The 24,790-nt window shown below is 37.4% G+C and carries 13 protein-coding genes and 1 tRNA gene; 5 read left to right on the top strand and 9 right to left on the bottom strand.

Going from position 1 to position 24,790, the window contains the following annotated elements; translation table 11 throughout:
• Positions 1–229 precede the first annotated feature (229 nt).
• The 7 genes from DFQ08_RS03740 to DFQ08_RS03710 all read right to left on the bottom strand — a co-directional run bounded on the left by DFQ08_RS03740 (position 230) and on the right by DFQ08_RS03710 (position 12,184).
• Positions 230–2,125 (bottom strand): alpha-amylase family protein, encoded by a 1,896-nt coding sequence (locus DFQ08_RS03740; RefSeq protein ID WP_114308441.1) that lies wholly within the window; start codon positions 2,123–2,125, stop codon positions 230–232.
• A gap of 4 nt (positions 2,126–2,129) precedes the next feature.
• A complete protein-coding gene (locus DFQ08_RS03735; RefSeq protein WP_114308440.1) occupies positions 2,130–4,520 on the bottom strand; it encodes a glycoside hydrolase family 31 protein in 2,391 nt (796 codons plus the stop codon).
• A gap of 15 nt (positions 4,521–4,535) precedes the next feature.
• Positions 4,536–6,485 carry a glycoside hydrolase family 13 protein gene (locus DFQ08_RS03730; RefSeq protein WP_114308439.1) on the bottom strand — a complete coding sequence of 650 codons (1,950 nt, stop codon included), beginning with the start codon at positions 6,483–6,485 and terminating at the stop codon, positions 4,536–4,538.
• Between the two features lie 147 nt (positions 6,486–6,632).
• The gene (locus tag DFQ08_RS03725; RefSeq protein WP_114308438.1) at positions 6,633–8,939 is read right to left on the bottom strand and encodes a glycoside hydrolase family 65 protein; all 2,307 of its coding nucleotides are present in this window, start codon (positions 8,937–8,939) and stop codon (positions 6,633–6,635) included.
• Between the two features lie 43 nt (positions 8,940–8,982).
• Positions 8,983–9,639, bottom strand: coding sequence for a beta-phosphoglucomutase (pgmB, locus tag DFQ08_RS03720; RefSeq protein WP_114308437.1), 657 nt, complete (start codon positions 9,637–9,639; stop codon positions 8,983–8,985).
• A 6-nt stretch (positions 9,640–9,645) separates the two neighbouring features.
• Positions 9,646–11,004: an MFS transporter gene (locus DFQ08_RS03715; RefSeq protein ID WP_114308436.1), complete on the bottom strand. Its 1,359-nt coding sequence runs from the start codon at positions 11,002–11,004 to the stop codon at positions 9,646–9,648.
• Positions 11,005–11,137: 133 nt separating this feature from the next.
• Complete coding sequence (locus DFQ08_RS03710) at positions 11,138–12,184, bottom strand: LacI family DNA-binding transcriptional regulator (RefSeq protein ID WP_114308435.1); 1,047 nt, start codon at positions 12,182–12,184, stop codon at positions 11,138–11,140.
• Between the two features lie 280 nt (positions 12,185–12,464).
• Between DFQ08_RS03710 and DFQ08_RS03705 the strand changes: the two genes are divergently transcribed.
• From DFQ08_RS03705 to DFQ08_RS03690, 4 genes are all read left to right on the top strand, one after another.
• Positions 12,465–15,395 (top strand): SusC/RagA family TonB-linked outer membrane protein, encoded by a 2,931-nt coding sequence (locus DFQ08_RS03705; RefSeq protein WP_114308434.1) that lies wholly within the window; start codon positions 12,465–12,467, stop codon positions 15,393–15,395.
• A gap of 13 nt (positions 15,396–15,408) precedes the next feature.
• Positions 15,409–17,301: a RagB/SusD family nutrient uptake outer membrane protein gene (locus DFQ08_RS03700; RefSeq protein WP_114308433.1), complete on the top strand. Its 1,893-nt coding sequence runs from the start codon at positions 15,409–15,411 to the stop codon at positions 17,299–17,301.
• A 16-nt stretch (positions 17,302–17,317) separates the two neighbouring features.
• Entirely contained in the window at positions 17,318–18,451 is a 1,134-nt protein-coding gene (locus tag DFQ08_RS03695; protein WP_114308432.1) for a SusF/SusE family outer membrane protein, read from the top strand.
• A 65-nt stretch (positions 18,452–18,516) separates the two neighbouring features.
• Positions 18,517–21,399, top strand: coding sequence for an alpha-amylase family glycosyl hydrolase (locus DFQ08_RS03690; RefSeq protein ID WP_114308431.1), 2,883 nt, complete (start codon positions 18,517–18,519; stop codon positions 21,397–21,399).
• 95 nt (positions 21,400–21,494) lie between these two features.
• On the opposite strand, the gene DFQ08_RS03685 is transcribed toward DFQ08_RS03690, so the two are convergent.
• Together DFQ08_RS03685 and DFQ08_RS03680 are read right to left on the bottom strand one after the other, a co-directional pair.
• Entirely contained in the window at positions 21,495–22,700 is a 1,206-nt protein-coding gene (locus DFQ08_RS03685; RefSeq protein ID WP_114308430.1) for an MFS transporter, read from the bottom strand.
• Positions 22,701–22,896: 196 nt separating this feature from the next.
• Positions 22,897–22,978: transfer RNA gene (locus DFQ08_RS03680), tRNA-Leu, on the bottom strand.
• A 241-nt stretch (positions 22,979–23,219) separates the two neighbouring features.
• On the opposite strand from DFQ08_RS03680, the gene DFQ08_RS03675 reads away from it, so the two are divergent.
• Positions 23,220–24,608 carry a dipeptidase gene (locus tag DFQ08_RS03675; RefSeq protein ID WP_114308429.1) on the top strand — a complete coding sequence of 463 codons (1,389 nt, stop codon included), beginning with the start codon at positions 23,220–23,222 and terminating at the stop codon, positions 24,606–24,608.
• Positions 24,609–24,790 lie beyond the last annotated feature (182 nt).

The raw sequence follows: 24,790 nt of genomic DNA, 5'->3' as shown, positions 1-24,790 counted from the left end.
GGTTGTGAAATCTTGCCGATTATGTTTAATCGTAGTGACGATTGGTTTTTATATTGAATGTCCTGCTAGGTTTTTGAAACCTGCTAGGACTTACTTTGATTACATCCTGCTAGGTTTTTGAAACCTGCGAGGACTTACTTTGCTTATGTCCTGTTAGGGTTATAAAACTTGCTAGGACTTACTTTGTTTTACGTCCTGCTAGAGTTTTGAAACCTGCGAGGACTAGACTTTATTTAATTTTTAAAATAAACGACTCTAGAGGTTTAATATCTATTCTTACTTCCGCTTTGCCAGTTTCAACTTTTAATGTTGAAGTATATTGCTGATACAATTGGTCTTTTACCTCATATTCACCGTCTGTAAGTTCTAATTTCTGAACTAAATCTTCAGGTAATTGTAATTCAAATCCATAGGTATTATCGGCATTGAAGTTTGAAATGATAATCAGTTTTTCATCAGAGCTCCAACGGACAAATGACAGTACTTTATCATTATACCATTCGGTGTGTTGCTGGTTGAAATGCTGAATATCTTGATAGTCGCCCATTAAAGCCGAACTATTAATAGTGAAATTCAACAGGCGTTTGTAAAAATCACGAAGTTCTTTTTCTTCTTGAGTAGACTGTCCGCCATCAAACTTTTTATCGTTGACCCAACGTACCATACTTGGTACACTTCCGTAGTCAAAAATTGAAGTTCGTGTTGGATCTCCAAAACCTAAATCTTCTGCCCCTGGCTCCCCAAATTCTTGTCCGAAATAAATCATGGTTGGTGCCGTTGATGATGTTGCTGAAACTACCATGGCTGGTTTTCCTTTTTCTGCATGACCTGCAAAATCTGGACTTCCTATACGTTGCTCATCATGGTTTTCTAAAAAATGAAGCATGTGATGCTCAATATCTCTTAAATCGTCTAAAATTGGCGGCACGTTATCCGTACTTCCGTGGCCTTGCATCACGTGTTTTAAGGTATCGTACAACTGGACTTTATCATACAAATAATCCATTTTTCCTTTACGGATATAATCGCGATACAAACTCGGGTTGTACACCTCAGCGAGTAAGAATGCGTCTGGATTTTCCATTTTAATGTGTGAGTTCATATAACTCCAAAACTCTACAGGCACCATTTCTGCCATATCATAACGGAAACCATCAACTCCTTTTGCCGTCCAATACAAGGCAATATCCTTAAATTTTATCCAAGAACTTGGAACGGTTTTAGCATTCCAAAATTCGTAGTGTTTTTTGTAATCTTCGTTATCAAACCCTTCTGGTAACTCGTCATAACCTTTTTCTCCATCAGGACTAATCCCGTAATTCACTTTTACGGTTTCGTACCAATCGTTCATATCGGGCTGTGATGCTCTAGAGCCGTTTCCTGTCCATTTTGCAGGTATTTCTTTAAATTTCCCATCAGCCATAACATGGGCTTCCCCTCCTAAAGGTTGGTAGCCATTTTTCCATTCTGGAACTTTAAAAGCTTCCCCAGGATTGTAATAAAAATTGTTATTAACATCATAGGTTTTTGTGGTATCATCTTCAGCACCAAAATCCGTCGTTCCTTCAGGATTCGTCAGACTTTGATAGTTCCGTGCCACGTGATTAGGAACGATATCAATAATCACTTTTAAACCGGCCTTATGAGAACGTGCAATTAAGGCTTCAAATTCTTCTAAACGTTGGTCCACATTTTTAGCTAAATCCGGATTTACATTATAATAATCCTTAACAGCATAAGGAGAACCGGCACGCCCTTTCACAATATCTGGGTCGTCGTTAGAAATACCATATGCGGTATAATCTGTAATAACATCATGATGCGGAACACCTGTATACCAAATGTGCGTCACTCCTAAATCTTTAATTTCATTTAAGGCTTTATCCGTAAAATCGTTAAATTTCCCAACCCCATTTTCTTCTAAAGTTCCCCAAGGTTTATTGTTGGTATTTGTATTACCGAATAAACGTGTAAAGACCTGATACACGACTTCTTTTTTCTTCATTTCTTTTTTCAGGCTAGTGTTATTTAATTGGGGCTGCATATCTGATTCTTTGGTTTCATTTTTACAAGCTAAAAATAACACAAAAACCAGTGCCATAGCGTTAAGAGTTTTTATCTGCATCTGATTATTTTTTTAATTTAATTTTTACTACAGTATTTTCATGTGGACGACGTTCTACAGGAATCTGAAGGGTTTTAGTGGCTTCAATCCAAGTAAATTCACGGCTTTTTCCGACACGTACTTTTCGAGGTTTTTCTTGAAGGCCATGTATTATAAGTTGAAATACGCGGTCCTTCGCTTTGGTGTTTTCTCCTATAACATCATTAATATGAAACTCTAATTGCTTAGCGTCCTGCTGCATTTTAAATTTCAGTATTTCGTAGTTCTCATCCGCTATAGGCTGAGGTGTTAAACCATTATCTGTATAAATATCTCGAGCACTCGTCGTAATGCTTTCATCGTAATAATAGTGAAGCTCATAAAATGTATCCTTATAATCTAATGTGGTTTGAAGTCCCGCTGAGCTTGGAATAAAAGCCCCTGCCCTCACAAAGGTGGGGATGGAATTCTCTTTTAGTTGAATCGTTTTTGTTTGTCCACCTTCAATTTTCTCATGGGTATAGAAATCAAACCAGACCTGATCTTTCGGAAAATAAACCTCCTGTTCCGTTAATTCTGCTTCTAACACTGGGGACACCAAAATGTCAATTCCCCATAAATAGGTTTTTGAATAGTTGAATAATTCAGGATTATCGGATTCTTCAAAAAACAGAGGACGCATTAAGGGTTTTCCAAATTGATTATTTTCATACACCAAGTTGTAATTGTAAGGCAACAATTTGTAACGTAATTCAATGGCTTCTTTGGCTAAAGCTTTTGCTTTTTCGCTTCTAAAAACGGGTTCACTAGGCACATCTTCTTGAGCGTGTGGTCTAAACACAGGATTAAAAACACCGTATTGCAACCAGCGCACATAGAGTTCATCATCTAAATTATCGCCTGCAAATCCACCTAAATCCGAATGCATATACGCCAAACCTTGCATACCCATTTGTAAGGCAATTTCAGGCTGACTTTGTAAGCCTCCCCAAGTTCTATTGACATCACCAGACCACGGAATCATGCCGTAACGTTGAGAACCGGAATAGCCTGCACGCATAAGAATAAACGGTCTTGTATTTGGGAAATCGCGCTGATAACCTTCGTAAATTAAACGTGCCCAATCGTGTCCGTAAATATTATGAACTTCATTAGCCGAACCGGTATGGTGTTGTACCCAATCGGGGTGCACCTCAGGCTCTCCTAAATCGCCCCATATGCCAGCAACACCCATATTAAGGATGTTTTTATAAATGTCCCAAAACCACTGTTCGCCTTCTGGTTTATAAATGTCTATAAGCCCTGTGTTTCCAAAGTAAAAATCGTATTGCGCCGCTTGCCCTGTGCTATCGGTGGCAAGGACTTCTTTTTTAACCGCTTCATCCCATTTTTTAGAGGTCGTTAACACAAAAGGTTCTGTGATGGTGATGGTTTTTACACCTTTACGATTAAGACGTTTTACCATACCTTCAAAATCCGGAAATGAATCCCGGAACACTTCTAAATTCCCTATCGTACCTTTAAGGGTTTTACCAAACCAATATAGATCGAGAATAATAGCATCCACAGGAATATCTTCATCCTTAAATTTTTGAATGGTCATCTCCACTTCCTCTTGAGAATGGTAACCAAAACGACTAGAAAAGTTCCCCAATGCCCAACGCGGTAACATGGGTTGCCTCCCCGTTAATTTGGTGTAATTATTCGTAATATCATACCAAGAATCTCCAACAATAAGCTGATAGGTTTTACGCCCAGAAATGGTTTCGTATTTTAAAGTATTATCGCCTTTACTATCTAAGTCTAAAAATCCGATTGGTGCATTATCAAAATGGAGCATATATTGTTTTGAAGATAAGACGACGGGCATGGTATAATTCATTAATTCGCTATGCGTTTCATAACCATAATGCGCCCGATTATAAAGTTGCAGGCGATGACCGCGACGGTTCATTCCTAAAGCTCTTGCGCCGGCGCCGTATAAGACTTCATCTTTGGTAAGATTAAATTCAAGGGTTTCTAAACTGTCATTTTTGACATAGCCTTTTTTTTCTGAAATTAGCGGTTGATCCTTATAGTAATAGGCAATCTGAAATGGTCTTTTAGTAATCACGATCTTTACGGCATCAGTACGTATGGTGATGCTTTTATCAGCTTCTGAAACTTCAAAAATGGAAAAATCAGGCTTAGCCACCACGGCATGCGACTTGGTATTACGCGCCTCGCCCTCTGGAATAAATGTGGTTTCTATGATTTCTGAAGTATACGCTTTAAACACATAAACTCCATCATTAACAACTACCGTCGGTTGGCTATCCTCATGCCACGTAAAGGCTTCAAACCTACGGTCTGAATTTTGAGCCGTTACGGCAATCGTAAATAACGCTATGCTGAATATTAAAAGTAAATTTCTCATAAATAGATTTTAAAACTATAAGCTTTCTGCTACCTTGTAGGATAGTATGACACTGCTTTTCGCTTTTAATTGTAGGGTTTTATCCCAAACAATATTGTCATGGGTTACAATATTGGTCAAGGTCTTCCCTTGAAGTCCTAACTCTTCAAATCGAGAGAGCTCTAAGTCTTGTGGACTTTCATTCTTATTTATAATATGAACTACGGTTTCATTAGTCACACTACGCGCTAGAACATAAATTCCATTTTCAGGTGCAAAATGCAAGGTTTCCCCCTCTTGCAAGGCCATACTCGTCTTTCTATAATTAAGAATCTGTTTTAAAAACAACTGCATCTCTTTCTGTGCTGTCGATAAACCTTTGCCCGTAAAAGCATTGACTTGGTCTCCATGCCAGCCGCCCGGAAAATCTGTACGGATAAGCCCATGATCTCCTGGATTATCAAAATCATCCATTAAAATTTCGGTACCGTAATAAATTTGAGGAATTCTAGGCATGGTTAACAAATAACTCAAGGCCATTTTCGTTTTTTCGAGATCGCCATTGAGTTCGGTATACACCCGACTTTTATCATGATTATCTAAAAAAGCCATTATCGCTTTTGGCGCCGTGTATGCAAAATCATTAGCGAGACCTTCATACATTTTAATAAGTCCTTGGTCCCACGATTCTTCTTCATTTAAAGCTTCAATAATATTCTTTTGCATCGCAAAATCCATCGTAGAACTTAAATGAGATTGATACCCATCGGTATTATGATGTCCTTTTTGCCAGTACCCAATTAATAAGGGATTATAACTCCACTCTTCCCCAACGATTGAAAAATTGGGATATTCCGTCATAATAGCCTCTGCCCACTGACCCATAAACGTTTTATCGGGGTAAGGATACGTATCTTGTCTTATACCACCTAAGCCCAATGTTTCTACCCACCACAGACTATTTTGAATGATATAAGTTGCCATAAACGGGTTGCGTTGGTTAAGGTCGGGCATATCAGACACAAACCATCCCTCAGTCATTTCCTTATAATCTATTTTAGAAGCGTATGGATCTTGATTTGTGGTACGTCTATGGTTAGAAGTTATGGTCGTTTTCCAATCCCAATCGGACTTATATTTTTCGTAATTTTCTTGATAATTCACCCAATCTTTAAACGGTAAATCTTTCATCCACCAATGCTGTAAGCCACAATGATTAGCCACTTGATCCATAATAAGTTTCATATGACGTCCTCTTAAATTTTCTGCTAATGCTTTATAATCGGCTAGAGTACCAAAGCGCGGATCTACCTGATAGAAATCTGTCATTGCATAACCGTGGTACGAGCCAGAAGGCATGTCATTGGTTAATACAGGACAAGGCCAAACCGCCGTAAAGCCTAGGTCTTCTATATAATCTAAATGTTCCGTAATTCCTTGCAAATCGCCACCATGACGGGCATAATTATCGGCTCTATCAACACCTTGTTCTAACAATCCTTCTACCGTATCATTTTGTGGGCTAGCATTGGCAAAACGATCTGGTGTAATGAGGTAAATAGCATCTGAACTCTTAAAGCCCACATAATCTTCTGCCGATTGTGATCTTGCTTTTAAGGTATAGGTTTGAACAAGATCGGGTTGATCTTCAAATTGAAATGTAATATTAAATTGACCTGGAAGCGTATTTTCAGCCAGCTCTAAATCTAAAAACAGATAATTAGGACTCTCTGCTTTATGCACGGCTGTTATTGAAACGCCCGTATAATTTATTTGAGGAGTTGCATTTCCTATTTCAGGATGATGCACGAGCAGTTGTAAGGTTTTATTTTTAAAGCCCACCCACCAATGTGGAGGCTCTACACGTTGAATATCGTTTTTTATTTCAGTAACTTTTTCAGTGCTTACTTGATGTTTTGAAGTCATTTCTGTACAAGACAAAAGACTAAGACCTATAACAATTCCTATAAGTTTTAATGCATTCATATAATTGGTATTTAGACTTTCACTGCACTGAAAAATGAGTTGCTTTCATTTAATAATGAAAAAACACCTACAAGGTTTAGAAAACCTTGTAGGATATTAAAATATATGATGTAGGCTAAAAGAAAGCCTCACATCAGCACTAACCATTTAAACCGTAACTAAATTGTTAGGGCTAATTGTAATTTCCTTACCATGAACTAAAATCTGTAAGTCTTCATCACCAGCCAATTCAAAACGGGTTTCATTCTGATTTACACTAACGGTAATAATTTGATGTCTAAAATTCACTTTAAACGAGTATCCTTCCCACTGTTGTGGTATTTTAGGCTCAAAAGACAAGGTGTTATTCTTAACACGCATGCCTCCAAATCCTTCTACAATACTCATCCAAGTTCCAGCCATAGAGGTAATATGTAAACCTTCATGTACTTCATGGTTATAATCGTCTAAATCTAAACGCGAGGTTCTTAAATAGAAGGTATAAGCTTGCTCCATACGGTCTAATTTTGCCGCTTGAATACTATGAACACAAGGCGATAATGAACTCTCATGAACAGTAAATGGTTCATAAAAATCAAAATGACGTTCTAACTCTTCCATTGAAAACTGATCTTCAAAGAAATACATCCCTTGTAAGGTATCCGCTTGCTTAATATAAGGCGATCTTAAAATGCGATCCCAAGACCATTTCTGGTTAATTGGGCGCTGTGACTTGTCTAAATCTGCCACAGTAATAAGTTCTTTATCTAAGAAGCCGTCTTGCTGTAAGTAAACATTGTGTGTTTCTGAAAATGGGAAATACATATTATTTGCTACCTCTAACCACTCTTGCACTTCCGCTTTAGACAGTTTAGCCTTATTCATAATACGGGTATAGTCTGAACTGTATTCAGCCTCTACTTTTTCAATATTTTCAGCCGCATATTTAATACACCACTGAGCAATATAATTGGTATAGAAATTATTATTTATGTTATTCTCATATTCGTTAGGTCCGGTAACACCTAGGATAACATATTTATTTTTATCCGCTGAAAAAGTTGCTCTTTGGTGCCAGAATCTCGCGATACCAATTAACACTTCTAGGCCCATTTCTGGAATATAACTGTAATCGTTAGTAAACCTATAATAATTAAAAATAGCAAAGGCAATGGCCCCATTTCTATGGATTTCTTCAAAGGTAATTTCCCATTCGTTATGGCATTCCTCTCCATTCATAGTTACCATTGGATATAAAGCCGCTCCATTTTTAAACCCAAGTTTTTCGGCATTTTCAATTGCTTTTTGCAAGTGATTATGTCTATAGGCTAATAAATTTCTAGCCACACTTTGGTCTTTGGTTGCCATATAAAATGGAATACAATAAGCCTCGGTATCCCAATAGGTACTTCCACCGTACTTTTCGCCAGTAAATCCTTTTGGACCAATATTTAAGGTTTTATCCGTTCCTAAATACGTTTGGTTTAAATGGAAAATATTAAATCGGATTCCTTGTTGCGCTTTAACATCACCTTCAATGGTAATGTCTGCCATGTCCCAAATCTGAGCCCAAGCTTGTTTTTGCTCTTCTAATAATTCTGAAAACCCAACAGACTTAGCCGCTTTTAAAACTTCTGAAGCTACGGTAATCAATTCGTTTTTATCGTGATTACGATCTACAGTGTAGCCTCCAAATTTATGAATGGTATAAGCCTCACCTTTAGCCACCTTATACGTGTATGAAAACGCAATCGTAGTGTCTGTTTCCTCTACTTTAGAGGCTACTTCAATAGGCTTACCATTACTAAACAATTGCGACTCCATAAAGGTACAGGTGTAAAATTCTGTCTTCATGGTTTTAGCCTCAATAAAGGCTTTTTCACCATCTTTAGAAATCTTTAAAGTATCCCAAAATTTATCATCCCAATTGGTATCTTCATTAGTAATACCACTATCTATATAAGGTTGGTAAGTAATTTCAGCATCCGTATTTAAAGGCGTAACGGCGTAATGGATAACACCTAACTCATCGCGTTTTAGACTTAAAAAACGTTTCGCTTCAACTTTAACAGTAATATCATTAGGAAGTGTAGCTGTAAAACTTCGAGACAACCAACCTTCTTTCATATTCAATTCGCGCTTAAAGTCCTCTACCGCTTTACACGTATGTAAATCTAAACTTTCGCCATTAACAGACACGTTAATCCCAATCCAACTCGGTGCATTTAAAACTTTAGCGAAATATTCTGGATATCCATTTTTCCACCAGCCTACTTTGGTTTTATCAGGGTAATAGACCCCTGCGATATAGCTCCCCTGAAAAGTAGGACCAGAGTAGTTTTCTTCGAAATTAGCACGTTGTCCCATGGCACCATTACCGATGCTAAATAAACTTTCTGATGCCTTAACTTGTTGAGGATCGAATCCTTCTTCTAAGATTGACCAATTGTTTGGTATGATATAATCTAGATTCATTAGTATACTATTTTAGTAGCCTCTATTGAGACGTTTATTTTTATTAATATTCAATTAAAAATTTTAAGAAATCGTCAGACATCTCAGTGAAGTCGTTAAACACATAATCGGCATGTCCTAAAACATCCTTGCTTCCAATCCCTATAGAAATCATATTAGCCGCATTGGCCGCTTCTACACCAGCTACTGAATCTTCAAAAACAATACAGTCTTCGGGTTTCATGTTAATTTCTTTAGCGGCAATTAAGAACACCTCAGGATCGGGTTTTGCTTTAGACACATCGTTACCATCTACAATGGCATCAAAGTCTGAAATAATATGAACACGCTCTAAAATGGTTCTTGCATTCTTACTTGCTGAGCCTAAAGAAATAGGTTGCTTATTAGTTTTGAGGTACTGTAAAACTCTAGGTACATCGGGAAGAATTTCACTCTCATCCATTTCTGCGATGTAGCCTAAGTACTCTTCGTTCTTTTTCCCCATTAAATCTTGAAACAGCTGGTCTGAAATAGTTTTATTTCCCCAGGCCAAGATTTTCTCTAAAGACCGCACGCGGCTTACCCCTTTTAATTGTTCGTTTTCTTTTTCTGTAAAATTGATATCTAAGCCTTTAGCTAACTTTTGCCAAGCTAAAAAATGATATTTTGCAGTATCTACGATGACACCATCTAAATCGAATATGAATCCTTTTTTGTTCATTTACTTTTATTTTTGAATGACGTCATCAACGTCTTTTACTTTTGAAACTAAAGCTGCAGCGATTAAAAAGCTGACCCCACTGATCACTAAGGCAAATATGGCCTGATCGCCGTAAGCATATTTTACGAGTGGCCCACCAATAAGGGCATTGATAATTTGAGGTATGACAATAAAGAAGTTAAAAATCCCCATGTAAACCCCCATCTTTTTTGGAGAAATAGAGCCTGCTAAAATAGCGTATGGCATAGCCAAAATACTAGCCCACGCAATACCTACACCAATCATAGAAACAATAAGCCAATTTTCATCGGGCATTACATAGACCGAAAGCAAACCAATACCTCCAATAATTAAAGAGATGGCATGGGTACGCTTACGTCCAATTTTCTTAGCGATATACGGTAAGGCAAAGGCGTAAAAGGCCGAAACTAGATTGTAGATTCCGAAAAGAATCCCTACCCAATCCCCGGCATCTTGATACGTAGAACTACTACTATCTGTAGGTGGTAAGTGATAAATATGCTGCGCAATGGCCGGGGTTGCAAAAACCCACATTCCGAAGAGTCCAAACCAAGAAAAGAATTGGACCCAACTCAGTTGGCGCATGGTGACTGGCATTTGCTTAAAATCGTCTAGAATATCTAAAAGACTTGATTTTTCGTCCTCAGACACTTCAAGACCATCATGTTCCGGATGTTCTTGATCAAAAGCATGCATTTCTTCAGGAGAATACTCTTTCGTCGTGATGACGGTAACTAATATTGAAATGATCAATATTAATGCGCCAATAATAAACGACCAAATAAGATTTGCAGGCACGGCTCCTGCTTCGGTTTGGTTAGAAACACCAAACCAATTTGCTAAAGCATAAGGTAACCAAGACCCTATAACAGCACCAAACCCAATTAAGGCCGTTTGAATACTGAACCCTGCTGTACGCTGATCGGTTCTAAGGTTATCACCGACTAAAGCACGAAATGGCTCCATAGCAATATTAAACGAAGCATCCATGATCATTAGCATTCCTGCCCCCACCCAAAGTGCTGGCAAAAAGGCAATAAACATATCCGCTTGCGGCATAAGCACTAAACCTATAGACGCTAAAATTGCACCGATTAGAAAATAAGGTTTTCTACGGCCAAATTTTCCCCAAGTCTTATCGCTATAATGCCCAACAATAGGCTGAACAATAAGTCCCATAAGAGGTGCAATGATCCAAAACCATGACAGTTCATGAACATCAGCTCCGAAAATTTGAAGTATTCTACTTGCGTTGGCATTTTGAAGGGCGAAACCCATCTGTATTCCTAGAAATCCAAAACTCATGTTCCAGATTTGCCAGAAACTTAATCTACGCTTTTCCATTAAATAGTATATTAATATTAATACTATTCTGACAAGCTTAGCTTATCAAAACTTATTTCAGTGAGAAGTGAAAATATAAGTTTTGATTATGCCACAAAGATATAAAAGATTTTAAAACGGCAATAATAAATTTCTATTTGGTAGATTCGCGCTCCACCAAATCCGTGGTAATCACGACGGTTTGAAAAACCTCATCGGCACTGTTAAATTCTTTTTCTAATTTATCAATTAATAGCTCTGCAGCCTTTTCTCCCATTTGTTGTGCATGTTGACTTACCGTAGTGAGACTCGGGGTTGCATGCTTAGACAAGACGCCATCTGTAAAGCCAATAACCTGAACATCATTAGGAACATCGTGCCCTAAACGACGTGCAATTTTCATAGCCAATAACGCATAAATTTCATTTACCGCAAATACGCCATCTAAGTTCGGATTAGACTTAAATAAGTGTTCAATTTCACTTTCAAGCGCTTCCATATGGGCTTCATAATCTAAAGATTCGTCGATTTTTAGAATTAATTCGGCTTTCGGAATAATGCCATGCTCTTCCAAGGCTTCTAAATACCCCTGTGTTCTTAATTTCCCTACACTCACGTAATCTTCGGTAGTAATTAAAGCAATAGATTGGCACCCATTATCTATTAATTTTCTGACCGCTTTTTTAGCGCCATTAAAATCATCTACAATAACTTTATCACAGTTTACATCAGAAACCACACGATCAAACATCACTATAGGCATCCCCTGCGTCATGGTTTCATTAAAATGATGGTAGTCTTGTAATTTTAAAGTTTCCTTAGACATAGACAGTACAAACCCATCAATACTGCCGTTGGCGAGCATTTCCATATTAATTACTTCCTTAGAAAAAGACTCGTTAGACAAACCAACAATAACATTATACCCTCTTTTATTAGCCACCAATTCTACGCCACTAATCACTTTAGAGAAAAAATGGTGTACAATTTCAGGAATAATAATCCCAATGGTATTGGTTCTTCGGTTTTTAAGACTTAAAGCAATATTATTAGGTTTGTAATTATAGAGTTTCGCAAAGGCCTGAACTTTCTGTTTGGTATCATCACTAATTTCGGCACTATTCCGCAAGGCTTTAGAGACAGTAGAAATAGAGACATCAAGTTCTCTGGCGATTTGTTTTAAGGTAATTTTTCGTTTCATAGAGGTCTAAATAATCGTAGCTAAGATACAACTAAAATAAGTGGATTTTAAATTTTAGAATTTTGGAGTTCGTAATTTTTACATCTTTTTAATATAAGATGCTCAGTTTTTGTTAAATATCTTGAGAATGTTAATATTCGGGAAAAGTTTTTAACACGAAAACGTTTTCGTGACTTTCATCATATTTTTTACTCACGTATTCACATTAAATTTACATAGATTTAACCCGAGAAGTGAAAATATAAACTAATTAACTAAGCAATTAACTTAAACACATTGTATGAAAACAATTTTAAATGCTTTACTATTCTGTCTCTTAATACTACCAGCATCCTTGATGGCACAATCAACTGTCACTGGTACCGTTACAGATGAAGCAAACGCCATGCCTCTACCTGGTGTAAATGTTGTAATTAAGGGAACCTCCCGAGGAACATCGACAGATTTCGATGGTAATTACGCACTAGAAGTAAGTCAAGGAGAGATATTAGTGATTTCGTATGTCGGCTATACGACACAAGAAATCGTCTTTAATGGCCAAACGCCAATTAATGTAGTCCTAGCAGAAGATCCCGCTCAATTAGAAGAAGTGGTTCTTATTGGTTATGGCTCTGTAAAGAAAGACGATTTAACAGGTGCAGCCGATTTATTAAAAGCTGAAGATTTTAACCAAGGACCATTAGTGTCTGCTCAACAATTAATATCAGGTAAAATAGCCGGTGTTTCTGTAACCTCATCAAGTGGATCTCCAGGAGATGGTCAGAATATTGTGATTAGAGGTAATGGATCTTTATCCTTATCGAGCAATCCGCTTATCGTTTTAGATGGTATTCCATTAGACCAAGGTGGTGTAGCCGGATCTAGAAACCCATTAAACCTTATCAATCCAAATGATATTGAAAGCATGACGGTATTAAAAGATGCCTCTGCAACCTCTATTTATGGATCACGAGCTGCCAATGGTGTAATTATGATTACGACTAAAAAAGGTAAAGACTCTGAATTTAGATTCAACGCCACAAGTTCTACTACGGTACGTACCGCTGTAAACCGTGTAGACGTTTTAAATGCTGACCAATTTAGAAGTATCGTTAACACGCACCCTGGAGCCGATGCTACTACAATTGGCCTTTTAGGAAATGCAAATACCGATTGGCAAGATGAGATTTACCAAACCGCTTTTGGTCAAGATCACTCTTTTAGTGCTTTAGGTAGTTTATACGGTGTTCCAATGCGTGTGTCTTTAGGACATTCTGATCATGATGGAACCTTAAAACGTGATAACTTTCAAAGAACAACAGCTTCGTTAAACTTATCACCAAGATTATTTGACGATCACTTAAAGATAGATCTTACCGCTAGAGGGAACTACACTGAAAACTTTTTCGCCAATCGTGGTGCCATTTCTAGTGCGAATAACTACGATCCTACACAAGCTGTTTACGATCCTAACTCGCAATATGGTGGTTATTTTTCTTGGATTGATAGTTCAACAGGACAGCAACCTAATTTAGCAGGAACAAACCCAGTAGCTTTATTAAACTTAAATGATGATAGCTCAGAGGTTAGACGTCTTATTTTAAACGGTAAAGCCGATTATAAGCTTCATTTCTTTAGCGATATTACAGCAACTGTAAGTGCCGGTATCGATAAAGCTAACAGTCATGGTAGAACTTTAGTATCAGAACTTATACCAACTTCAGATTTAACTTGGAATGGATCGCGTAGCACGTACACCAATAACTCAACGAACAAGTTATTTGATGCGTACTTAACCTATAATAAATCCATTAACGATATTCACAACATCACTGCCGTAGCAGGGTATTCTTACCAGTCTTTTCAATATGACAACTATAGTTATGACAGTGAAGCGGAAGAAGATGGTAACGACTTTGAGTTTATTGATAAGTCTAAAAATGTACTCCTGTCTTACTTCGGACGTTTAAACTATGATTATGACGGTCGGTATTTAGTTACTGCAACGTTAAGAGCCGATGCATCTTCTAAATTAAATCCAGATGATCGTTGGGGCTATTTCCCTTCTGTTGCTTTAGCTTGGAATTTACATAATGAAGAGTTCTTATCAAACAGCAACAATATAAATGAGTTAAAATTAAGATTAGGTTATGGTGAAGTTGGTAACGTTAATGGTTTAGGAGATTATTTATTCTTAACCCGTTATACAGGTAGTCAGTCTACAGCAAACTACCAATTTGGAAACGCATTCTACCAAACCTACCGTCCAGACCCATTAAATGAAAACTTAAAATGGGAAATTGGTAACACCTTAAACGTTGGTTTAGATTACAGTTTCTTTAACCGAAGAGTTTCTGGTTCTGTAAATGTGTACCAAAAACAAACTAAAGATTTAATTGCCTCTGCTTCTGTAGATCCATTTACAAACTTTGGTTCAGCTATTGAAAAGAACATTGGCGATATGCAAAACCGAGGGTTTGAATTTGCCTTAAACCTAGTTCCTGTAAGAACAGATGATTTTGAATGGTCTTTAAGCTACAACATTGCATTTAATGACAATGAAATTACAAGCCTTCCATTCGATCAAGAAACTGGAGGTATCAGTGGAGGTGTTGGTAACAACGTACAATTACATACTGAAGGTGAAGCGCCTTATAGCTTCTACGTTTTTCAACAAGTATACGATAACAACGGAAAACCAATTGAAGGTGCTTTTGTAGATCGTAACGGCGACAACGTTATAAACGATGCGGATAAATACATCTATAAAGACCCTTACGCTGATGTTATTATGGGATTAAACACCAACTTAAGTTATAAAAAATGGGATCTATCTGTAGTGACTAGAGCCAACATCGGAAACTATGCTTATAATGATGTAGCTGCTGGAAATTCTTACTTAGATGGTATCATTCCAACAACCAATAACTTTTTAACAAACATCCATGCGAGTTATTTAGAAAACGGTTTTGTAAGTCAATCTAATGAAAACACCTTTTTAAGTAGTCACTATATTGAGGAAGCTTCTTTCTTTAAAATAGACAACATTACATTAGGTTACACTTTAGATCAAGCCATTAAGGATGTTTCTGTAAGACTTTACGGCTCGGTTCAAAACGTGGCTACAATTACAGATTATAAAGGCTTAGACCCAGAAATCACTGGAGGTATTGATAGCAACTTCTATCCAAGACCAAGATCATTTGTATTTGGAGTCAACGTTGATTTTTAAAAAAGTTTGAATTATGAAAAATAGAATGAAATATATAATTTTTATTGTAACTATCTCATTATTTATGACCGCATGTCATGATGATTTAGATCAAGATCCTATTGATCCAGATAGTTTTACAGAACAGGATGTATTTGTTAATACAACCGAAGCTAAGAAAGCCTTAGCCAAACTCTACGCGAGTTTAGCGCTAACAGGACAACAAGGTCCTTCAGGACAACCTGATATCTCTGGTATTGATGAAGGATTCTCACAGTATACACGTATGCTTTTTAATCTTAATGAGTTAACCACAGACCACGCCGTTGTAGGATGGGGAGATGCTGGTTTACCAGATTTACACGGATTATACTGGTCTGCAGGAAATGACTTTACCGGAGCCATGTACCTGCGTTTAGCGCAAGAAGTGTCGTTTACTAATGCGTTTATTCAAAATGCCTCTGCATTACCAGATGCCGAAGCACAGACCTTTATTGCTGAAGCCCGTTTTTTAAGAGCTTTTGCTTATTACAACTTAATTGACTTTTACGCTAATGTGCCTTTAGTCACTCAAATTACTACAGACTTACCGTCACAAAGTTCTAGAACAGAATTATTCGATTTTGTAGAGTCTGAATTATTAGAGATTCAAGATTTACTTTTAGATTCTAATGAATACGGACGTGTAGATAAAGTCGCTGCTTGGGCTTTATTATCGAAGCTTTATTTAAATGCTGAAGTATGGACGGGAACTCCACGTTATTCAGAATGTGTTACTTATTCAGAGCATGTATTAAATTCTTCGTACAGTATTAATATGAATGACGCTAATGGTAACGGAAATGCTTATGACGAATTGTTCCTTGCTGATAACGATACCAACGGTGCACAACAAGAATTTATATTCGCTTTAAACTTTGATGGTATTCAATCACAAACTTATGGAGGGTCTACATTTTTAGTACACGCTGCTACAGGTGGAAGTATGGATCCTTTAAGTTTAGGAATTAACGGAGGCTGGGGAGGTCTAAGAACCACTAAAGCTTTGGTTGAAAAATTTGAAAGTTCTGAGATTGATGTCCCTACTTTAAACAGTCAATTAGGCGGATCACTATCAGATTGGGGTCTTGTTGGAGATCTTAACGAATGGGGTGATGAAGATGTTGAAATGTACGAAACCTCAACGGACGTATACCAAATCTACATTACATTGGCTGATGGTCAATTAAAGTTTAGATTCAATGAAAATTGGGGTAACAACTACGGAGACAATGGTGCAGACGGCTCGTTAGAAGCAGGTGGTGAAAACATCACTGTAACTGCAGGAACCTATCTTGTAACTCTTAATTTAGCTACACTAACCTATAGTTTCGAAGCTATTGAAGCTGCTGGAGACAATAGAGGCATGTTCTATACAGACGGACAAAGTTTAGAGATTGGTAGCATCCCTCCTTTTGCAGAAGGTTATGCGGTAACCAAATTTAAAAACATCGATTCTAACGGAAACCAAGGAAGCGATAGTAGTGGTGACTTTGTAGATACGGATTTACCTGTAATTCGTTTAGCAGAAATTTACTTAAACTATGCAGAAGCCCACTTAAGAGGTGGCGGTGGTAGCATTAGTACAGCAGTAGATAAAATAAACGAATTAAGAGAAAGAGGTTATGGTAATACGAGTGGTAATATCACTTCTGGAGATTTAACTTTAGACTTTGTACTTGATGAGCGTTCAAGAGAATTGTATTGGGAAGGTCAAAGACGTACCGATTTAATTCGTTACAATTACTTTACTACAAATGCTTATTTATGGCCATTTAAAGGAAACCAAGCTAATGGTACGGCGGTAGATGCTTATAGAAGCGTATTCCCAATTCCAACAAATACCATTTCAACCAACCCTAATTTAATTCAAAACGACGGATACTAATATAAACAACAACACTATGAAAACAATAAAACTTATAGCCTTACTATTACTTGCTGCCATTGGTTTCAATGCCTGTGAGAGTGACGACAGCTTAACCTATACGGCACAACCTGCCGGGGAACTAAGCTTCACTAATTCCTTTTTAGAAGAATATGTATTAATTCCTTCTGCCTCTGGAAACCTTGGAGAGCGTTTTACATGGAATGATGCTGACTTTGATGTTGAAACTAGCATTAATTACGAATTACAAAAATCGATTTCTGGAGATTTTACAGATATGGAAGTTGTAGGAACTACAGCAGAAAACTCATATGCTGTAACGATTGGGGAATTATTAGATTATGCTGAAGAAGCAGGATTAGATAACGATGCCACTACAGAAGATATGCCAAATACAGGAAGTGTTTACTTTAGAGTAAGAGCAACCATTGGTACCGATGCTGCTTTAGAAATCGTTTCTGATATGCAAGCCTTAAATTTAAAATTAATTGAAGGTGATGGTGGTGTTGTAGAAGAGCCTTTATTAAATTTATTTTTAGTTGGTGATGCTACAGCTCCAGGATGGAGTGAAAACAACAACAACCCAGCCTTAATAAGACATGCTGATAACACTAACATGTACACCTATAAAGGTTTCTTTGTAGGCGGTGGTGAAGGTTTTAAATTATTAGAAACTTTAGGACAATGGCAACCACAATGGGGTGCTGGAGAAAACCCAGGAGAAGCAGCTGTAAACGATGGTTCAGGAAGTGATCCTTCTGCATTCGCAATCGCTGCAGATGGGTATTACGAATTCAACATCAACATTGATGACATGACGTATACCTTAGTGGATTACGATGCTTCAGCGGCCGCAACATATACTACAGTTAGTATGATAGGAGACTCTACTCCTGGAGGTTGGGATGCTGATACAGATTTAACGCAATCTTCTTTTGATAGCCACATTTGGAGTGCTACCGGTGTTGAGTTTGTAGACGGTGAACTAAAGTTTAGAGCCGATAATGATTGGGCTGTAAACTGGGGAAGCACAACTGCAATAAGTGGATTTGGAACTCAAGATGGTGCAAACATTCCGGTTTCTGCAGGAACTTATGATGTTTGGTTTAACGACCTTGACGGTGGATACATTCTTATCCCTGTAGAATAATATCATTTTAACAAACAAATAAGGCTATGAATACTCATAGCCTTTTTTTAGATATCTAAAATATTATGAAAAAGCACTTACTCTATTTATTTGTACTACTGCCGCTATTGGCCTTAGCACAAGTAACCACCAATCCTAGTCCAATACTCATAGATCAACCTGTAACTCTTACTGTAGATCTTAATAGTACAGACACGGATTGTAACAGCATTAGTAACCCAACTAAAGTCTATGCCCATTTAGGTGTTGGTGACGATAACGATGAATATGGTATTGCCGTGGTTGGAAACTGGGGCGAAGATGATGGCATTGGCGAAATGAGCAATAACAACGACGGTACTTGGAGTATCACCTTCACACCTAATACCTATTTCAATTTAACAACGGAACAAGAATCTACAGTTACTAAAATGGGAATGGTATTCCGAAATGCCGCTGGCAACCAAGAGCTAAAAGCTTCAGGTTGTAGCAATTTCGTTTATAATATTGGGGCCTTTCAGGTGAATATGATTAACCCATCAACTAATGCAAATGGTATTGTAGTGGTTGATAATGGCGCAAATACACAGATTTTAGCACAAAACACAGGCGGACCAGCAGATTATGAGTTGTTTGCCAATGGTGTTAGCATACACACACAAAACAATACTACATTTTATAATGGGTATTATTTTAGCAACTTAACAGAAAATCAATCTTGTGAATTAGTGGTGACCCAAGATGGGGTAAGCATTACAAAAACCTTCACAATCATTGTTAATAACACTACAGAACAGGCGCTGTCTTCTGGATTAAAAGATGGTATTAATTACGACGCTACAGATGCTACTAAAGCAACTTTAGTCTTAACAGCACCAAACAAAGATTTTGTTTATGTGGTTGGTAGTTTTAATAATTGGGAAGCCACTAGTGCCTATGCGATGTATAAAAACCCAGGCACTGATCAATTTTGGTTAGAGCTTACCGGCTTAACACCTCAACAAATTGAAACTTACCAATATTGGGTAGGAGATGCCACACCTATTGCAAATTCACCATCTTTAGTAAAGGTAGCAGACCCTTATTCGGTCTTAGTGTTATCACCTTTTGATGATGCCTATATTCCTGAAACGTCTTACCCAAACAGACCTGCCTATCCTGCTGGTCAAAACTTTGAAGTTACCGTTTTACAAACGGGGCAAACGGCCTATGATTGGCAAGTGACTGATTTTAGCAAACCCAATAAAGAAGATTTAATTATTTATGAAGTTTTAATTAGAGACTTTGATGCCGATAGAAATTTTCAAGATTTAATTGATAAAGTGGATTATTTTAAAAACCTGAACATCAATGCTATTGAATTAATGCCAATAATGGAATTTGAAGGTAATGAGAGTTGGGGTTATAACACCGCTTTTCATATGGCGCTTGATAAATTTTATGGCAGTCAAGAAAAATTCAAAGAATTAGTAGACGTTTTTCATCAAAACGGAATAGCCGTCATTTTAGATATTGCCTTTAATCATGCCTACGGAAGAAATCCAATGGTAAGAATGTGGATGAACGATCCTGATGGAGATGGTTGGGGGGCGCCTTCTTCAGAAAACCCTTATTTTAATGAACTTCCTACACACTCTTACAGTGTTGGAAACGATTTTAATCACAGTTCTACCTATACTAAAAACTACGTAAAACAAGTGGTTTCTTATTGGATTGAAGAATACAAAATTGATGGTTTCCGCTGGGATTTAACCAAAGGTTTTACACAAAATTGTGGTAATGGTTCGGAATACGGTGATGAAGGTTGTACCGGAAGTTACCAACAAGACCGTGTTGATGTGCTAAAAGAATACGCTGACCACTCGTGGGCTGTAGACCCTGATCACTATGTTATTTTTGAACATTTAGGTTCTGATAACGAAGAAAAAGAATGGGCTAATTACCGATTAGATGAAGGGAAAGGTGTAATGATGTGGGGCATTATGAATTCGCCTTACAGTGAATTAACAATGGCGCAAAGTGGTAATAAAAACATCAACCGTATGGGACATAATGCTCATACCGGATTTAATGGACCTCGCGTTGTTGGTTATGCTGAAAGTCATGATGAGGAACGCCTTATGTACAAGAATATCGCTTACGGAAATACAAGTACAGCAAGCCATAACGTGCAAAATTTAAATACAGCCTTATCAAGAATGTCTGCTTTAGGTGCTGTAAGCGTGCTCATCCCAGGACCTAAAATGATTTGGCATTTTGGAGACTTAGGTATGGACCTATCAATTTTTACCTGTAGCGACGGCAGTTATAATAACGATGGATGTAAGCTCTCTACAAAGCCACAACCACAATGGACGAATAACTGGATTACGGATGCTTTAAGAAGCGAAATTTATAACGATTGGTCTAAATTCCATGCTCTTAAAACAGAAGAACCAGTGTTTGAAGGGGATTACAGCATGACCTCAGGAAATTTCACCCCTAGAATTGACATTTTTGATACTTCAATTCCTAATTCTGAATTAAACCATGTTATCATCTTGGCTAATTTTGATGTGGTCTCTCAAACGGTACCGACAAACTTCCCAAGTGGACTTACCGCAACGTGGTATGATTTAATGGATGCAACAGTAACTACAACCGTGAGCAACAGTGAGACCTCCATTACAATTCCTGCGGGTCAATTTAGAATTTTAGGTAATAAAGCTTCAAATGCCTTAAGTATTAATGAAGTTGAAGCCATGAGCTTCCAGTTGTTTCCTAACCCAACATCAAATGCTTTTAGCATTAACGTGAATGTCTCTCAAGTTGAGATTTATGACTTAACCGGAAAACGTGTAAAGGCGTTTCAAGGGCAATTTACACAAACGGATAGTTTTGATATTTCAAGCTTAAAATCTGGTGTGTATCTTGTAAAAATTGAAAACAGCAACCAACAGACCTTAACCTCAAAGCTTATAAAGTTATAAGGGTAATAACCTAACACAAAAGTAAAAGAGCTTCCATTAGGAAGCTCTTTTTTTATTCTTTCCTCATACAGATAAGGAACGTCTAATGACTTTTATTAGGAATGAGATTCACATAACATATTATCCTTTTTTCTTTGTTTCTGTTTCCTATACATCAAAATAGTAATCGCTATGACGGCTCCAGAAAACGCTAATGAGGCCCCAACAAGAGACGATGAGGTAACACTATGACCAAAAGCAATTGGCAATCCCGCCAAATAAGCGCCCATGGCATTCCCCATGTTAAAGGCACTTTGATTCATAGAAGAACCTAACATCTCGGCACCTTTAGCCGTATTAATAATAGCCATTTGTATTGGCGTAGAAATACTAAAAGCAATTAACCCGATGAGGAAGGTTAGTAGCAACGCTAAGACCGCGTTAGAGGCCAAAAATGAATTCACAACTAAAATGAAAGCCATTCCCAAAAGACTAATCATTACAGCGCGTAACGGCGTAAACGCATTGGCCATTTTCGCACCTAAAAAATTACCAATAAACATCCCTAACCCCGCTAGTATCATGGCATAACTTACCACATTTTCAGAAAAATGAGCCACATCTGTAAGTAAGGGCGCAATGTAACTGTACCAAGCAAAAAAACCGCCGGTCCCAATTGTGGTCAGTGCTATCAATGCCCAAAGCTCAGGATTCTTTAATCCTTTATGATCGCTATTTTGAGGGGCTTTCTCTTCTTTTTCAAACTGAGGCATCCAATAAAAAATACTTGCTAAGGTGATACACCCTACAACACCAACCATAAGAAAAGAAGCACTCCAATGGTACTGATTTCCTAAATAGGTTCCTATAGGAACGCCAATAACATTAGCTACAGTTAATCCTGAAAACATCATTGCAATAGCCTGAGCCGACTTGCCTTTCTTTGCTAATTTCCCCGCAATGACAGCCCCAACTCCAAAGAAAGCACCATGTGGAAGCCCCGATAAAAAGCGCATCACCAATAGCATATTATAATTTGCAGAAAATGCCGAAAGCGTATTAAATACCGTAAACCAAACCATAAGCAGCAATAGCATACGATGAGGTTGAAGTTTATGACTAAAACTGGTTAATAAAGGCGCCCCAACAACAACCCCTAACGCGTAAGCCGATATAAAATGGCCTGCCTCTGGAATTGTTATGTTTAGAGCATGGGCCACATTGGGTAAAATGCCCATAATCACAAATTCGGTAAGTCCTATTCCAAAACCACCAATTGCTAAGGATAACAATGCTTTTTTATTAGAAAATCCTTCTTTCATAAATCGTTTTTTGTATTGTGTATTCCAAGGGGCAAATTTCCATAGATCAACCGGAATTAAAACCAAGTCGCTTACCTAATATCTATGCAATTTTAACCTTAGTACTGTAAGTCTGCTAAGACCCTGTGAATTATGTACAGCCTTAAAAAGTAGAAATAAAAAAAGCTAACTCGTTAAAGTTAGCTTTTTTACTCTGTACAGGCGGAGAGACTCGAACTCTCACACCTCGCGGCACTAGATCCTAAGTCTAGCGTGTCTACCAATTCCACCACGCCTGCAACTTCCAATTATAATTGGGATGCAAATATAAACAATAGTTTTAATATACAAATATTAAATTTTTAAGTTTTTAAAGAATTTCACATTTTTATTCGCATTCTATAGAATGAGGGACTTACAATCAGATTTTTAACCTGTAAAAAACTAAAAAAAGCGCTGTAAAATAAAACTTAAAGTTGTGTACAGCCTCTCTTATCCATCTTATAATTCTTATTTTTGTTACAAACCGAATTCTTAATTATGCAAACCATTCAATCTTATATCGAAGCGAATAAAGATCGTTTTTTAAACGAGCTTATCGATTTATTAAAAATACCATCCATTAGTGCTGATTCTGCTTATAAAGGTGATGTTTTAAAAACTGCCGATGTGGTAAAATCTAGTCTTGAAAAAGCGGGTTGCGACCATGTTGAAATCTGTGAAACAGAAGGCTATCCTATTGTTTACGGAGAAAAAATTATCGATAAAAACTTACCAACAATTTTAGTTTATGGCCATTACGATGTGCAGCCGCCAGATCCTTTAGATTTATGGAATTCACCACCGTTTGAGCCGGTTATTAAAACGACCGAATTACACCCAGAAGGTGCTATTTTTGCTCGTGGTGCTTGTGATGACAAAGGTCAAATGTATATGCATGTCAAAGCCATGGAATACATGACCAGCAATAACGAATTGCCTTGTAACGTCAAGTTTATGATTGAAGGTGAAGAAGAAGTTGGTAGTGTTAACCTTGCTAAATTTGTAGCTAGCAATAGAGAGAAATTAGCCAACGACGTTATTTTAATCTCAGATACCGGAATGATTTCTATAGACGTCCCTTCGATTACTACAGGGCTTCGAGGTTTAAGTTATGTTGAAGTTGAAGTCACAGGACCAAATAGAGATTTACATTCAGGATTATATGGTGGTGCTGTAGCCAACCCAATCAATGTATTAACAAAAATGATTGCCTCACTACATGATGAAAACAATCATATTACCATTCCTGGATTTTATGATAAAGTAGAAAACTTATCGGATGCTGAACGTGCAGAAATGGCAAAAGCCCCATTTTCTTTAGAGGCTTACAAGAAAGCGTTAGACATTAATGCCGTTTACGGTGAAGCAGGCTATACCACCAACGAGCGTAACTCCATCCGCCCAACTTTAGATGTTAATGGTATTTGGGGTGGTTACACCGGTGAAGGTGCCAAAACTGTGATTGCGAGCAAGGCTTATGCTAAAATCTCTATGCGTTTAGTACCACACCAAGAGTGGGAAGAAATCACCCAATTATTTAAAACACATTTTGAGAGCATTGCTCCTGAAGGGGTAACCGTAAAAGTATCGCCTCATCATGGTGGACAAGGCTATGTAACACCTATTGATAGTTTAGGTTATAAAGCGGCTTCAAAAGCCTATGAAGAAACCTTTGGAAAAACACCAATTCCACAACGTAGTGGTGGAAGTATTCCTATTGTTTCACTCTTTGAAGAAGAACTAAAAAGTAAAACGATTTTAATGGGCTTTGGTTTAGACAGTGATGCTATTCATTCACCAAATGAACATTTTGGAGTTTGGAATTACTTAAAAGGTATTGAAACCATTCCGCATTTCTATAAATACTTTACAGAATTATCTAAATAAATAAGCGACTTAATTAACACTTATAAAATCACTAAAAGCCCTATGATTAGTAATAATCATAGGGCTTTTCTATTTAACAGGCCCAAAACCACTTCCCAAATAGCAGTATCACCAGTTTACAGATGACCTATAATTCCGTCTATTTAACTTAAAACTTTTACGGCTAAAGCCGCTTCATTGAG

Origin of the sequence: Winogradskyella arenosi, assembly GCF_003337305.1 — a bacterium.
Taxonomy (GTDB): domain Bacteria; phylum Bacteroidota; class Bacteroidia; order Flavobacteriales; family Flavobacteriaceae; genus Winogradskyella; species Winogradskyella arenosi.
This window is presented reverse-complemented; position numbering and strand designations above follow the sequence as displayed.